The organism is Brevundimonas sp. 1080, from assembly GCF_040545985.1.
In the GTDB taxonomy this organism is placed as follows: domain Bacteria; phylum Pseudomonadota; class Alphaproteobacteria; order Caulobacterales; family Caulobacteraceae; genus Brevundimonas.
Genome location: NZ_JBEPMW010000001.1, coordinates 892,753 through 906,342 on the forward strand (window position 1 = coordinate 892,753; position 13,590 = coordinate 906,342).

At 68.2% G+C, this 13,590-nt stretch carries 11 protein-coding genes; 5 read left to right on the top strand and 6 right to left on the bottom strand.

What is annotated here, in order from left to right:
• Positions 1–6: 6 nt before the first annotated feature.
• Together recQ and ABIC32_RS04605 are read right to left on the bottom strand one after the other, a co-directional pair.
• Positions 7–1,884: a DNA helicase RecQ gene (gene recQ, locus ABIC32_RS04600; RefSeq protein WP_354072642.1), complete on the bottom strand. Its 1,878-nt coding sequence runs from the start codon at positions 1,882–1,884 to the stop codon at positions 7–9.
• A gap of 84 nt (positions 1,885–1,968) precedes the next feature.
• Positions 1,969–2,946, bottom strand: coding sequence for a complex I NDUFA9 subunit family protein (locus ABIC32_RS04605; protein ID WP_354072645.1), 978 nt, complete (start codon positions 2,944–2,946; stop codon positions 1,969–1,971).
• Positions 2,947–3,061: 115 nt separating this feature from the next.
• Here ABIC32_RS04605 and ABIC32_RS04610 point away from each other — a divergent pair, with 115 nt between their 5' ends.
• Positions 3,062–3,493 (top strand): DUF488 domain-containing protein, encoded by a 432-nt coding sequence (locus ABIC32_RS04610; RefSeq protein WP_354072647.1) that lies wholly within the window; start codon positions 3,062–3,064, stop codon positions 3,491–3,493.
• A gap of 2 nt (positions 3,494–3,495) precedes the next feature.
• Here ABIC32_RS04610 and ABIC32_RS04615 read toward each other — a convergent pair whose 3' ends face one another.
• Complete coding sequence (locus ABIC32_RS04615; protein ID WP_354072649.1) at positions 3,496–5,448, bottom strand: M1 family metallopeptidase; 1,953 nt, start codon at positions 5,446–5,448, stop codon at positions 3,496–3,498.
• 62 nt (positions 5,449–5,510) lie between these two features.
• On the bottom strand, positions 5,511–6,761 hold the full coding sequence (locus ABIC32_RS04620) for a multidrug effflux MFS transporter (RefSeq protein ID WP_354072651.1): 1,251 nt from the start codon (positions 6,759–6,761) through the stop codon (positions 5,511–5,513).
• A gap of 128 nt (positions 6,762–6,889) precedes the next feature.
• Between ABIC32_RS04620 and ABIC32_RS04625 the strand changes: the two genes are divergently transcribed.
• Entirely contained in the window at positions 6,890–8,335 is a 1,446-nt protein-coding gene (locus tag ABIC32_RS04625) for an AMP nucleosidase (protein WP_354072653.1), read from the top strand.
• Between the two features lie 164 nt (positions 8,336–8,499).
• Here ABIC32_RS04625 and ABIC32_RS04630 read toward each other — a convergent pair whose 3' ends face one another.
• Positions 8,500–9,351, bottom strand: coding sequence for a metallophosphoesterase family protein (locus tag ABIC32_RS04630; RefSeq protein ID WP_354072655.1), 852 nt, complete (start codon positions 9,349–9,351; stop codon positions 8,500–8,502).
• Entirely contained in the window at positions 9,351–10,289 is a 939-nt protein-coding gene (locus tag ABIC32_RS04635) for a diacylglycerol/lipid kinase family protein (RefSeq protein ID WP_354072657.1), read from the bottom strand. The genes ABIC32_RS04630 and ABIC32_RS04635 overlap by 1 nt, the downstream gene beginning before the upstream one ends.
• Before the next feature lie 142 nt (positions 10,290–10,431).
• Between ABIC32_RS04635 and ABIC32_RS04640 the strand changes: the two genes are divergently transcribed.
• The 3 genes from ABIC32_RS04640 (at position 10,432) to ABIC32_RS04650 (ending at position 13,590) form a co-directional block, all read left to right on the top strand.
• Positions 10,432–10,782 (top strand): YMGG-like glycine zipper-containing protein, encoded by a 351-nt coding sequence (locus tag ABIC32_RS04640; protein WP_066625255.1) that lies wholly within the window; start codon positions 10,432–10,434, stop codon positions 10,780–10,782.
• Between the two features lie 119 nt (positions 10,783–10,901).
• Positions 10,902–11,342, top strand: coding sequence for an OmpA family protein (locus ABIC32_RS04645; RefSeq protein ID WP_354072659.1), 441 nt, complete (start codon positions 10,902–10,904; stop codon positions 11,340–11,342).
• An 85-nt stretch (positions 11,343–11,427) separates the two neighbouring features.
• A complete protein-coding gene (locus tag ABIC32_RS04650) occupies positions 11,428–13,590 on the top strand; it encodes a protein-disulfide reductase DsbD family protein (protein ID WP_354072661.1) in 2,163 nt (720 codons plus the stop codon).

A 13,590-nucleotide genomic window follows, 5' to 3' on the forward strand; every position in this document is an offset into this window, starting at 1 on the left:
CGGCTTCTAAAGGGCGGCCAGCGCCTCCAGCACGCCCTTGCCATAGCGATCCAGCTTGGACTGGCCGACGCCGGAAATGGCGCCCAGACTGTTCAGGTCGCCCGGCTCGGCGTGGGCGATTTCCAGCAGCGTCCGGTCCTGGAAGATGACATAGGGCGGGACGTGCTGTTCCGAGGCGCGGTCGCGGCGCCAGGCGCGCAAGGCCTCGAACCGGGCGCGGACGTCTGCGTCCATCGTCTCCAGCGCCGCATTGCGCCCTTCGCCAGAGCGGTCACGACGGCGCGGGGCGGTATCGGCCCTCAGCGGCGCGCGACGCACCTCGATCTGGCGCTCGCCGCGATAGACGGCGCGCACCGCTTCGGGATCGCCCAGCCCGACCAGCGGCTTGCCGTCGTTGGGATCCTCGGCCAGCAGGCCTTCGAACAGCAGGTGATCGACGATCTCGCGCCAGCTGTTCAGCGAAATCTCGCGCCCGATGCCCCAGGTGGACAGTTGCTGCTCCCACGGCTGCACATCCTTGGTGCGGGCGGTCAGGTGATCGACGACGCGGCCCCTCCCAAACCGGCCGCCCAGCCGCTGCACCGCCGCCAACGCCTTCTGGGCCGGGACGGTCGCATCATAAAGCTGGGGCGGGTCGCCGCAGATGTCGCAGACGCCGCAAGGCTGGGCGTCATGCTCGCCGAAGTATCGCCGCACGGCCTGGGCGCGACAGACGGCGCCGTCCAGCATGGCGAACAGCTGACGGGTTTTGCGCACCTGAACCGATTTGACCTCCTCGGCCATCGGGCGGCTGTCGAGACGACGCAAGGACCAGGCGATGTCGGAGGGGCCATACAGGGTGATGCCCTCGGCCGGTTCGCCGTCGCGACCGCCCCGGCCGATCTCCTGCCAATAGGCCTCCAGGCTGCCCGGCGGATCGGCGTGGATGACGAAGCGGACGTCGGCCTTGTCCACGCCCATGCCGAAGGCGATGGTCGCGACCATCACAGCGCCCTCCTCGGCCAGGAAGCGTTCCAGCCGGCGGTCGCGCTCCTTCGTGTCCATGCCGGCGTGATAGGCGATGGCGTTGGTCCCGGCGTCGCGCAGCGCCTGGGCGACGCGGTCGCAGCCGTCGCGGCTGCCGCAATAGACGACGCCCGACTTGCCCCGCCGCTCGCGCACCAGTTCGATGACGCGGGCGTCGGTCTTGGCCCGAGACGCGCTCTCCTTGCGCTCGGCCGACAGTTGCAGGTTCGGACGCGCGAAACTGTCGACGAAGACCGTCGCCTCTTCCAGCCGCAGCGAACGCAGGATGTCGTCGCGGGTGCGGGCGTCGGCGGTGGCGGTGACGGCGATGCGCGGCACGTCGGGGAACCGCTCGGCCAGCAGACCCAGGTTGCGATAGTTGGGGCGGAAGTCGTGGCCCCATTGCGAGACGCAGTGCGCCTCGTCGATGGCGATCAGGCTCAGCGGCAGTTCGGCCAGCCGGTCCATCATGGCCCCCGCCGCCAGGCCTTCCGGCGAGACATAGAGCAGGTCCAGCTCCCCCGACCGCGCCGCCGCCCAGATGGCCGAACGCTCGTCCAGCGACACGCCGGAATCCAGCCGCGCCGCCGCGACGCCCTGCTGCTTCAACGCCTCGACCTGATCGGTCATCAGTGCGATCAGGGGCGACACCACCAGCCCCAGTCCGGGGCGCAGTATGGCCGGGATCTGATAGCAGACGCTCTTGCCGCCGCCGGTCGGCAGGACCGCCAGCACATCGCCGCCCGACAGGATTTGCTCGACCACCCGTCCTTGCAGCCCCCGAAAGTCGGCATGACCCCAGACACGCGCCAGCAACGCCCGCGCGTCGTTCAGGTCAGGCGTATCGGTGGTGGAGAAATGGGGGCGCGTGGCCGGCATCCTTAAGCTGTGCACTCTTTGTTCCCGAACAGAAGACGCCGCCGGCCGCGAAGGCGACCGGCGGCGGCGTCATAGGGGACGGGTTTAGTGGGCGGGCGCTTCGGCGAACTGGCCGCCGACGCGGTAGCGCCACAGATAGGACGGGGCGATCGCCGCCATGCCGGCCGGATGGTCGATGCCCAGATCGCTGAGGCCGAACGCCTCGGCGGCGACCACATTGTCCTTCTCCAGCATCAGCACCTGATCGCGCGTCAGCGGCGGGGTCAGGCCGACGAACCGGCTCAGTTGCAACAGCGATCCCAGGGGCTTGGCGACGATGAAGGGCACCGAAACCAGCATCCGGTCGCGGCCCGTCTCACGACGCACCAGCTCCAGCACCTCGCGGAAGGTATAGAGGCTCGGCCCGCCCAGTTCATAGGTGCGGCCGGCCGCGTCCGCGCGGGTCACGCCGCGCGCGATGGCCTCGGCGACATCGCCGACATAGACCGGCTGGAACCGGGTCTCGCCGCCGCCGATCAGCGGCAGGGCCGGCGCCATCGTCGCCATGGCGGCGAAGCGATTGAGGAAGCTGTCGCCCGCGCCGAAGACCAGCGACGGACGCAGGATCACCGCGTCCGGATAGACGGCGCGAACGGCCGCCTCGGCCTGAGCCTTGGTGCGACCATAGGCCGAAGGGCTGGCGGCGTCGGCGCCGATGGCCGAGATCTGGACCAGGCGCTCAACGCCCGCCGCCTTGGCGGCCTCGGCGATGGTCTTGGCCGCCTCGGTGTGAACGGCGTCGAAGCCGCGCTTGCCGCCTGCGTCATGCAGCACGCCGACCAGATTCACGACGGCGTCCGCGCCGCGCACGGCCTGCGCCACATCCGTCGGGTTGGTGATGTCGCAGCGCATGAACTGGATCTGGCCGGGATCGCCCAGCGGCTGGATTTCGATCGCCAGGACCGGGTTGCGCACGGCCACCCGAATGCGCCAGCCGCGACGCGCCAGGGCGCGCACCGCCTGCGACCCGATAAAGCCCGAACCTCCGAAGAGGGTCACGACGCCGGGGGCGAGGTCAGCCATGGGGAAAGCTCCAGTCGAAATCCGTTTCGGCGGGATAGACGATAGGGCGCCGCACCGCAACGCGGGCCTTCACGGTCACGCTGGCGTTCGACGCGCGGCCGCCCATCTGAGGCGGATGAAGCTTTTCACCATTGGCTACGAGGGCGCGACCCAGGCCGACGTCATCGCGCGGCTGAAGACGGCCGGCGTGCAGACCCTGGTCGATGTCCGCGCGGTCGCCGCATCCCGCCGCGCCGGCTTTTCCAAGACAATCCTGGGCGAGAGCCTGAAGGCCGAAGGGATCGACTATGTCCACCTGCGCGGGCTTGGCACGCCCAAGACGGGACGTGACGCGGCGCGCAAGGGCCGTGTCGACGAGATGCGCGCCATCTTCGCCGATCACCTGGCCGAACCCCAGGCGCAGATCGAGTACGAGCGGCTGAAGGCGCTGGCGGCTGAAAAACCCGTCGCCCTGCTGTGCTTCGAGGCCGACCACGCCGGCTGCCACCGCGCTGTCCTAGCGGAACGGCTGTCGGCGGAAACCGGCGTGGCGATCGTGGACCTCTAGCCTTACGGCCGTCCGACCAACTGATCGACCGAACCGCTGGTGACCGGGTGATAGAGCGGCCGGGCCTCGGCGTAGATGCGTCGCGCATTGCCGCGACCCCAGTCGCCCTCGTTCCACAGGGTCTGGAACAGCGGCAGGACGAACTTGCGACGGCCCTGGCTGGTCAGGAACTTCTCGGCCGTGGCGACCGACGGCTGATAGCGATGGGCCAGGGCGATCTGCAGCCAGGCGAAGGTCAGTTCGGCGTTGCCTTCGTTCGCCAGGTTCAGCGTACGCTCCAGATCGGCCAGCTGCGCATTCGTCAGCCAGTCGGCGCCCGTCCGCAGACCCTCGGGACGCCAGCCCAGGAAACGCTGGCGCTGCTGGGTGTTCCAGTCCGCCCACGGAATGGCCGAGGCCGGTCCCTTGTCCTTGAAGAAGGCGACGGCGGCCGCATCCACCGGCTCGAAGGCATGGGACACCGGCGCGACAGCGTTGGACGGCAGGCCGGGCTGATAGACCCAGGCGTCCATCTGCAACTGGCTTTCCAGCGCCGCGTCGGCCTTGATCAGGTTGTCGCGGATGTCCTTCAGGAACATGGCCGTGGTCATCGGACGATAGGCGTTGCGGTCGAAATAGCCGCGCAGCCAGGCATCGAACCGATCCCGTCCGACGGTGCGTTCGATGGTCCGCAGGAACAGGGCGCCCTTCTCATAGGCGATGTCGTTCATGCCGTCGTCGGGATCGCGGCCCTTCAGGTCCAGGTGCAGGCGGGTGTCCGCCGCCGGCAAGGACTTCAGTGTGTCCTGAAGGCTGTCCCAGCCCAGCACCTGCTCCTGCATGGCGCGGTCATGGCCATAGACCGACTCCATGATCCGGTTCTCGAAATAGACGGTGAAGCCCTCGTTCAGCCAGAAGTCGTTCCAGGTCGCGTTGGTCACCAGATTGCCCGACCAGGAGTGCGCCAGTTCGTGCGCGACCAGCGACACCAGCGAGCGATCGCCGGCGATGATGGTCGGGGTGGCGAAGGTCAGTTTCGGGTTCTCCATCCCGCCGAACGGGAAGGACGGCGGCAGGACCAAGAGGTCGTAGCGGCCCCAGCGATAGGGGCCATACAGCTTCTCGGCCGCCGTCACCATCTGGGCGGTCGGCTCCAGTTCCCATTGGGCGGCGCGCAGGCGGCTGGGCTCTGTCCAGACCCCGGTGCGGCCGTCGAACGGTGCAAAGGCGATGTCGCCGACGCCCAGCGCGATCAGATAGGGCGGGATCGGATTGTCCATCCGGAAGCGCCAGGTCTTCATCCCGTTTGCGGCTCGCTCGCCGTTCGGCGTCAGATGATCGGCGCTCATGACCACCGTCAGGTCTTCGGGCGCGGTGATGCGGGCCGAATAGGTCTGACGGATGCCCGGGCTGTCTTGGGTCGGCACCCAGGTGCGGGTCAGGATCGCCTGTCCCTGGCTGAACAGATAGGGCTTCTGTCCACCCGCCGTCTGGCTGGGGTTCAGCCATTGCAGGGCCGCCGCATTCGGACGGGTCGAATAGCGGATGGTGATCTTGCGTCGCTCATTGGCGGCGAAGGCCGGGAAATAGACCGTCAGCGGCTGGCCCAGAACGGCGTCATTGTCGCCGACGACATAGCGCAGCGGCTGGCCCGCCGCGTCGCGCACGTCCTGAATGTCCAGGTCGCGGATATCCAGCACGATCTCGTTGGCCCCCGGGATCGCCAGGATGTCCAGGGTCGCCGTGCCCGCCAGGGTCTTGGCGTTGAAGTCGGCGGTCAGGTCCAAGGCCACATCGACGACGCGGGCGATCTCGGGCCGGGCATGGGTGTGGACGTCCACCGCTTCGGGACCGGGCGCCGGGGCGATGGCGGGCGGGGTCATGGCCGACCCTCCCGTCGTGGTGGAGCAGGCGCTCAGACCCATGGCGGCGGCCAGGGCGAGGGCGGAGACGAGACCGAGCGCTTTGCGCGTCATCGAGGTTTTCCTGGGCTGATCTTGAAGATTGGCCCGGAGAACGCGCGGAAACGCGAAAAAGATCAAGCCTTGGCGGCGACCGGCGCGTGATGGGCCCGGAACAGCCGTCCTCGCTCGGCGAACAGCACCCAGCCCAGGGCGATCAAACCAAAGACGGTGAAGCCGACCGACATCGGAATGGTCGTGCCATTGAACTGTTGGCCCACCGCAAAGCCCAGCAGCGAGCCGACGATGGTGGAGATGAAGCCCTGGATCGACGCCGCCGTGCCCGCGATCTTGCCCATCGTCTCCATGGCCATGGATCCGAAATTGCCCGCGATCAGGCCGAAACAGAACATGGTCAGGGTCTGCAGCACCGCAAAGGTCCAGATCGATTCATGACCGCTGATCGCCACCACCGCATGGATGGCGGCGATGCTGGTGAAGCCGATCAGAGCGGTGTGCGAAATCTTGCGCGAACCCAGCTTGACCACCAGCCGCGCATTGACGATCGAGGCCACGGCGATGCCGCCCGCGATCAGAGCGAACACCGCCGGAAACGCCGCCTCGGCCTGAAAGACGTCGGCGAAAATCTGCTGCGACGAGTTGATGAAGCCGAACAGGGCCCCGGTGATCGCCGTCATGGCCAGGGTGTAGCCGACGGCCGTACGATCGGTCAGGGCGATCTTGTAGGCTGCGGTCAGCCGCTTGACCTGGATCGGCAGCCGATCCTCGGGCTTCAGCGTCTCGGGCAGACGCAAGCTGGCCCAGACGATCAGGCCGACCCCGATCAGGCCCAGCCCGGCGAAAATCCAGCGCCACGGCCCGACCAGCATGATCATCTGACCCAGCGACGGCGCCAGGATCGGCACGCCCAGGAAGACCAGGAAGCTGAACGACATGACCCGCGCCATGGTGCGCCCTTCGTAACGGTCGCGCACGATGGAGACGGCCAGCACGCGGGTGCAGGCGCTGCCCAGACCCTGGCCGACGCGGGCCATGATCAGCGTCTCGAAGGTTGGGGCCAGGGTCGCCAGCAGGCTGAACATCACATAGACGCCGACGCCGAACAGCAGGACGGGCTTTCGACCGAACCGATCCGCCAACGGACCGTAGAACAGCTGCGCCCCGCCGAAGCCCAGCAGATACGCCGTCACCACCCATTGTCGGTCGTTGTCGGTCGCCACGTTCAGGTCGGCGCCGATGTGCGGCAGGGCAGGCAGCATGGAATCGATCGCCAGCGCATTCAGCGCCATCATCAGGGCGATGAGGCAGACGAACTCGACGAAGCCGAGCTCCTTCTTGGCGGGCGCTGACGCAAGGGAAGAAGACATCCGGGCCAGATGCGCCGTCACGCCCCGATCCGCAACCGCACGCCCGTCATAAATTGCTGCAATGCAGCGAAATCGGGTTTGAACGGCCGGCACCTCGCCAAAGCCGCGAAGCTTCGCTAGAGGAAGTCATGACAGAACAGATGACAGCACAGGCGGCGCTGGACCGCCTCGAAACCCTCTACACCCAATCCGTGACCAACCTGCGCGACGCCGTGCGGGATTTCGTCAACACCGGCGCGCGGCCCGATCCGGTCAAACGCGCCGAAGGGGTGTTCGCCTATCCCGAACTTCGCATCCGCTGGGACGGGGATCGCCCCCAGGACCTGGAGCCGCGCGCCTACGCCCGACTGTCGAGACAGGGCAGCTATTCGACCACGATCACGCGGCCCGACCTTTTCCGCCCCTATCTGACCGAACAGCTGGGCCTGCTGGAGCAGGAATATAATGCGACCTTCGAGGTCGGCGTCTCGCGCCAGGAGATCCCCTTCCCCTATGTGACCGACGGGCTGGAGGTCGCGCTGGACCGGTCGATGACGGCGGCCCTGGCGCGCTGGTTCCCGACCACGGACCTGGCCCATATCGGCGACGAGATCGCCGATGGTCTGTTCGAGATGGGCGGCGACTTCCCCCTGTCGCACTTCGACGGCCTGCGGACCGACTTCTCGCTGGCGCGGCTGAAACACTACACCGGCACGCCGGTGGACGACGTTCAGTCCTATGTCCTGTTCACCAACTACAATCGTTACGTCGATGAGTTCGTGCGCTGGGCCATCGAGCAGCTTCGAACGCCCGGCTCGCCGTATCAGACCCTGTCCTGCGCCGGCGGCGTGGTGATCACGCGCGACACGCCCAACCCCGAGGCGGCGATCAGCGACACGGCCTGGAAGAAGCACCAGATGCCGGCCTATCACCTGACCGCGCCGGGCCATAAGGGCGTGACCCTGGTCAACATCGGCGTCGGCCCGTCCAACGCCAAGACGATCACGGATCACCTGGCGGTCACCCGTCCGCACGTCTGGCTGATGATCGGTCACTGCGGTGGCCTGCGCGCCAGCCAGACCATCGGCGACTATGTGCTGGCCCACGCATATCTGCGCGACGATCACGTTCTGGACGCAGTGCTGCCGCCCGACATTCCGATCCCCTCGATCGCCGAGGTTCAGCGCGCGCTCTATGACGCCACCAAGTCGGTCAGCGGCATGCCGGGCGACGAGGTCAAACTACGCCTGCGCACCGGCACCGTCGTCACCACCGACGACCGGAACTGGGAGCTGCGCTATTCCAAGTCGGCCCTGCGCTTCAACCAGAGCCGCGCCGTCGCCATCGACATGGAAAGCGCCACCATCGCGGCCCAGGGCTATCGCTTCCGCGTGCCCTACGGGACGCTGCTGTGCGTGTCGGACAAGCCGCTGCACGGCGAGATCAAACTGCCGGGTCAGGCCAACCGCTTCTACGAAGGCTCGATCTCCGAACACCTTCAGATCGGCATCCAGGCGGTCGATCTGATGCGCAGCGAAGGGTCCAAGCTGCACTCGCGCAAACTGCGCGCCTTCGACGAGCCGCCGTTCCGGTAGGCGAGAAAGTCTCCTCCCCACAGCGTGGGGAGGGGGACCGCGGAGCGGTGGAGGGGTTGTTGAAATCCCACTAGCGCCTGCAATGCGGCAAAGAACCCCTCCGTCTCTCCGCTACTCTTCGAGCCACCTCCCCGCTTCGCAGGGAGGGGATGGATCTGAGGTCTTCAGACCGCCGCCTTCTCCAAGGCACCCGGCTCGACCGGGCTGGGCGCGGTGGTCGCCTTGCGGGTGTCCTGGCGGCGCGGCAGTCGCCACACCTGGTGCGAGCGATAGCTGGTTCCATCCCATGCCAGGGCCGTCACGGTGATGGTCTTGGCGTCCCAGTCGATCTGGTTGAAGCCGGGCGGTGCGCCGCGCTCACGGTGCGACAGGGTTCCGCAGCCGACGGCGTAGGAGCAACGATCCGCCAGCGGAATCGGCATGGCGAACGGCACATGGACGTGGCCGGTCATGATCAGATCGACGCCGGCCTCGGCGAAGATCAGGGCCGCCTCGTCGCCGCGCTTGACGTCGCCGGTCATCGGCGTGCCGACCATCTCGATCAGCGGATGGTGGCAGGCCAGAATTCGCAGCGCGCCGATCGGCGCCTGACGCAGGGCCTCGGCCGCGCGCCGCGTCTGGTCCAGATCGATGACGCCCTTCGACCAGTTGGGCCGCGCCTGCCAGCCGCGCGCGGTGACGACACCGCGCACCATCACCGCATCACTGCAGAACTGGCCGTCGTGGGCTGGAAAGCCGGTCGCCGTCTCGAACGCCCGCCAGGGATGGAAGACCCGCGCGATAGCGTCCCAATAGGGCACGTCGTGATTGCCGACGATGACGAAGCGCGGCTCGGGCATAGCCCGCATCCATTCGCCGGCCGCCTTGAACTCGTCGGGAAACCCCTTCTGGGTGATGTCGCCGGTGATCAAAACCAGATCGTTCGGCGTGGCGTGGGCGTATTCCAGGGCGGCGGCGCAGGCGCGTTTGTGCTCGCAGCCGAAATGGACGTCGGAGAACTGAAGAACGCGTCCCACTAGATGCTGTCCTCGGCTGAGGGCGGCTTGGGCGCCAGCGCCTTGAAGGCCTTGGGCACGAAGCGGATCACGGCCTCGGGCTTCAGCAGCAAGGGTTCGCCATCAATTACGGCCGGAATCTTGGAGCGAGCGCGGACCTCGATCCGTTTCGCCGGGCGGGTCGAGACGGCCGGATCCTGGCGCCAATCGCTGAACAAGGCTGTCGCAGCCAGGCGGAAGGCCTGGGTCGTGTCGCTGGGGTCCATGGCCGCGGCTTCCAGGCCGATGGGATCCTCCATCGCCTTGGAGATCATCGGGCTGATCAGCACGAGCGCCTCGGTGCGGCGTTTCTCGCCGCCATCCAGGGTGAACCGCAGACGACCGGAAAAGGCGCGTTTCAGAGCGCGGCGGCCGTATTGCCAGGCCAGCTTGATCTTGCCGGTCCGCATCGCCTCGCGCGCCGGGGCCCACAGCGCGGGCGATCCTAGAATGGCGGCGCAATAGAAGTATTCGCCCTGAACCTCGCCGCCGGAAACAGCCTGAGGCTCGCCCTCCTCTAGCGCCCGCTTCAGCGCCAGCTTCCAGTCGGCGGTGCCGTAAAGCGCCTTGGGCAACATATTCATCGTGCCGCCCGGCAAGGGGGCGATCATCGGACCGTCCGGCTTGGCCTTGGACGCCACCGAGCGCGCCGTGCCGTCGCCGGCCAGAACGAAGATTACGTCCGGCTTGGCGTCGAACGCCTCCGCGATCGTCTTGTCGAAGTCGCCGCCGCCCAGCGTCATCACCTCGGCCTTCAGATCGTAGTCCGCCAGGATCGCCTCTGCCTCGCCCGCCGCACGCGGTCCCACGCTGCCGGACAGCGGATTGACCAGCATCACGACATGCCGGATCTGGGAGCGGATGGACGGCGCGCAGCGCACGTCTGTTTCGGGCGTATCGGGAGCAGCGACATCTATCATGGCGGCCGAACGCCCCGCAGACGCCGTCGTTCCGCCCAAGCGTCACCATAGTTGCCGATGCAGTTTGTCGATGCGGAACCTATGCCGCGAGGACACGTTTGCTGCCCACAGGGGCCAACACCCAGGGACAAAGGAATTCATCATGAAAAAGGCGATTATCGCGATTGCCGGCGCCGGCCTGCTGGCTTCGGCCTGCGCCAGCGACCCGTACGGCTATAACAACGGCTCGAACGAAACCGTTCGCCAAGGCGCCATCGGCGCCGGCCTGGGCGCCGTCGCCGGCGCCATCATCGGCAACAACGTCGGCGGCGGCAACGCTGCGACCGGCGCCCTGATCGGCGGCGCCCTGGGCGGCACCGCCGGCGCCATTCGCGGATCCAACCAGGACCGCAACAACCAGCAGCGTTATCGCGACAGCCAAGGTCGCTACTACTACTGCTACGACAACCGTCAGGACGAGTGCTACTGGGACAACGGTCAACGCCGTTATTGATCAGTGATCAAATGCCGGTCGCGAAGGTCCGCGACCGGCGTTAGGTTGAAGAGGCGGCCTGTCGGACGACGGGCCGCCTCTTTTGCGTAATGGGCCGGCCGAGCCGGAGGAGGGCTGAGATGAAGCGATCGATGGGTCTGGCCGTGGCGGCCGTGGGTGTGCTGGCGGCGTGCGCGCCGATGCCCAAGCGCGAGGCGCTGGTGGTGGGCGAGTCGCTGTGCGCGCCGGGACGTTTCGATATCTATTTCCTGGAGGATCAGGCGCGGCTGACCGAGCCGGCGGCGATGGTGCTGAAGGCGGCGGCGACCAAGGCGAAGGATTGCGACGTGCGCAAGGTGCGCGTGGTGGGCCTAGCTGACGCCACGGGCACGCCCGAAGCCAATCTGAACCTGTCGCAGCGGCGCGCGCGGACGGTGGTCGAGGCGCTGACCCAAGCGGGCATGCCCGCGCCGATCTTCGAGCTGAACGCCGCAGGCGATGCGGGCGCCACGACCGCAGCCGGCAATGACGAACCGCTGCGGCGCCGCGCGGAAGTGATCTACGAGGCCTATCCGCGCTGATCGACGCGGGGGCGGGCGCGGCGATGGCGCGGGGACGCGTGACGCATTAGGTTGCGGCGCTCCCCTCGCCTGCCGGAACACGCGTTTGCGCCTCTTCGCTCTTCTCCTCGGCCTGCTATTCAGTTTGACGGGCGTTTCGGCGACCGTCGCTCAGCCGGTTCAGAGCCAGCCTGCGGGCGTCGTCGCCTTCGGACCGCAGCGGACCGAGCGGATCGAGGCCGAACTGGTCCCGATGTCGCAATGGGTCGCGCCCGGTTCGACGACCGTGGTGGCGGTGCGCCAGAAGATTGCGCCCGGCTGGCACACCTATTGGCGCAATCCGGGCGACAGCGGAGGGGCGACCAGCCTGATCTGGACCCTGCCCGCCGGGGTGAGCGCCGATCCGATCCTGTGGCCCCTGCCCAGCCGCCAGCGGCTGATGAGCCTGATGAACTATGGCTATTCGGGCGCGGTGCTCCTGCCCGTGCCGATCCACGTGCCGCCCACGGCGCGGCCGGGCGAAGTGCTGACCCTGACGACGGACGTGCTGTTTCTGGTGTGCAGCGACCAGATGTGCGTGCCCGAGCCGATGACCCTGTCGCTGGCCCTGCCGGTGCGCGAGGGCGCAGCGCCGCTGGCCAAACCCTGGGGTGGGGAGATCGAGCGGCTGGTCGAGACCGCGCCGCGACCCGCCGGGATCGAGGCGCGCGCCACGCGTCAGGGCGGCCAACTGATCCTGACCGCGACGGGCGGACCGCTGATTGGGGCCAATATCGGTCAGGTCTATTTCTATCCTTTCGACGGCGGGCGAATCGACCATGCGGCGGCCCAGTCGGGCCAGCGGGGGCCCAACGGCCTGACCCTGACGCTGGCGCCCGGCAAGGAAACGGCGACGACGGCGCTGAGCGGCGTCCTGGCGACCGACAAGGGCGCGTGGGAGATCACGGCGGAGCCGGGCGCGCCTCTGGCGGGCGCCCAAGGCGTCGCGGCGCTGAAGCCGCTGGACGACACCACGGCGACGCCGACGAAGACCGGCGCTTGGGTCTTCCTTCAGGCGCTGGGCCTGGCGCTGCTGGGCGGGCTGGTGCTGAACCTGATGCCGTGCGTCTTCCCGGTTCTGGCGATGAAGGCGGCGTCGCTGTCGGCGGCGGCGCATGATCCGGCGCGGGCCCGGCGCGACGGCCTGGCCTTCACCGCCGGGGTGCTGGTCAGCTTTATGGTTCTGGCCGGCGCCCTGCTGGCGCTGAGGGCGGCGGGTCAGGCGATCGGCTGGGGGTTCCAGCTTCAGTCGCCGGGCGTGGTCGCGGCCCTGGCTTTGGTCATGCTGCTGGTCGGGTTGAACCTGTCGGGCGTCTTCCATGTGGGCGCCGGATTGCAGAACGCGGGGTCCGGCCCCCTGTCGCGCCTGCCCGGTTCGGCGGGCGCCTTCTTCACCGGCGTGCTGGCCGTGGTGGTCGCCGCGCCCTGCACGGCGCCCTTCATGGCGGCGGCGCTCGGGGCGGCCCTGGTCCTGTCCTGGCCGATGGCGCTAGCCGTGTTCCTGGTGCTGGGGCTGGGTCTGGCCCTGCCCTATCTGGCGATCAGCCTGTCGCCCGGCCTGCTGTCGCGCCTGCCGCGACCGGGCGTCTGGATGGAGCGGCTGAAGGGTCTTCTGGCCTTTCCCATGTATGGGGCGGCGCTGTGGCTGATGTGGGTGTTCACGCGACAGGGCGGCGTCGACGCCCTGGGCCTGCTGCTGACGGCGGCGCTGCTGCTGGCCCTGGCGGCCTGGCTGACGGGTCTGGCGCAAGCGGCGCGCCAGCATGATGAACGACCGATCCTGAGCACGATCTGCGCGATCGTCGTCGGCGTTCTGGCGCTGGGCCTGGCAGGCGTTGCGGCGGGTGCGGCGCGGAGTGCGGACGCCGCGCCGCAAGGCGACAGCGGCCCGCTGGCGGCCCAGCCTTGGTCGGCGGCGGCGGTGAATGCAGTGACCGCCTCGGGACGCCCCGTGCTGGTCAATCTGACCGCCGACTGGTGCGTGACGTGCAAGATCAACGAACGCGCGGCCCTGTCTTCGCCGCGTGTCGCCAAGGCGATGCGCGAAGCGAACGCCGCCTATCTGGTCGGCGACTGGACCCGGCGCGACGACGCCATCACCCGCGAGCTTCAGGCGCACGGGCGATCGGGCGTGCCGCTGTATCTGCTATATCGACCGGGTCGGGCCGAGCCGGAAATCCTGCCGCAGTTGCTGACCGAGGGCGTGGTCGTGGATGCGCTGAAGGATTGA

Coding starts and splice junctions, on each gene's coding strand:
- ABIC32_RS04635 (WP_354072657.1), bottom strand. CDS start 10,289: ATGATAGATGTCGCTGCTCCCGATACGCCCGAAACAGACGTGCGCTGC.
- ABIC32_RS04640 (WP_066625255.1), top strand. CDS start 10,432: ATGAAAAAGGCGATTATCGCGATTGCCGGCGCCGGCCTGCTGGCTTCG.
- ABIC32_RS04620 (WP_354072651.1), bottom strand. CDS start 6,761: ATGTCTTCTTCCCTTGCGTCAGCGCCCGCCAAGAAGGAGCTCGGCTTC.
- ABIC32_RS04625 (WP_354072653.1), top strand. CDS start 6,890: ATGACAGAACAGATGACAGCACAGGCGGCGCTGGACCGCCTCGAAACC.
- ABIC32_RS04605 (WP_354072645.1), bottom strand. CDS start 2,946: ATGGCTGACCTCGCCCCCGGCGTCGTGACCCTCTTCGGAGGTTCGGGC.
- ABIC32_RS04645 (WP_354072659.1), top strand. CDS start 10,902: ATGAAGCGATCGATGGGTCTGGCCGTGGCGGCCGTGGGTGTGCTGGCG.
- recQ (WP_354072642.1), bottom strand. CDS start 1,884: ATGCCGGCCACGCGCCCCCATTTCTCCACCACCGATACGCCTGACCTG.
- ABIC32_RS04615 (WP_354072649.1), bottom strand. CDS start 5,448: ATGACGCGCAAAGCGCTCGGTCTCGTCTCCGCCCTCGCCCTGGCCGCC.
- ABIC32_RS04610 (WP_354072647.1), top strand. CDS start 3,062: ATGAAGCTTTTCACCATTGGCTACGAGGGCGCGACCCAGGCCGACGTC.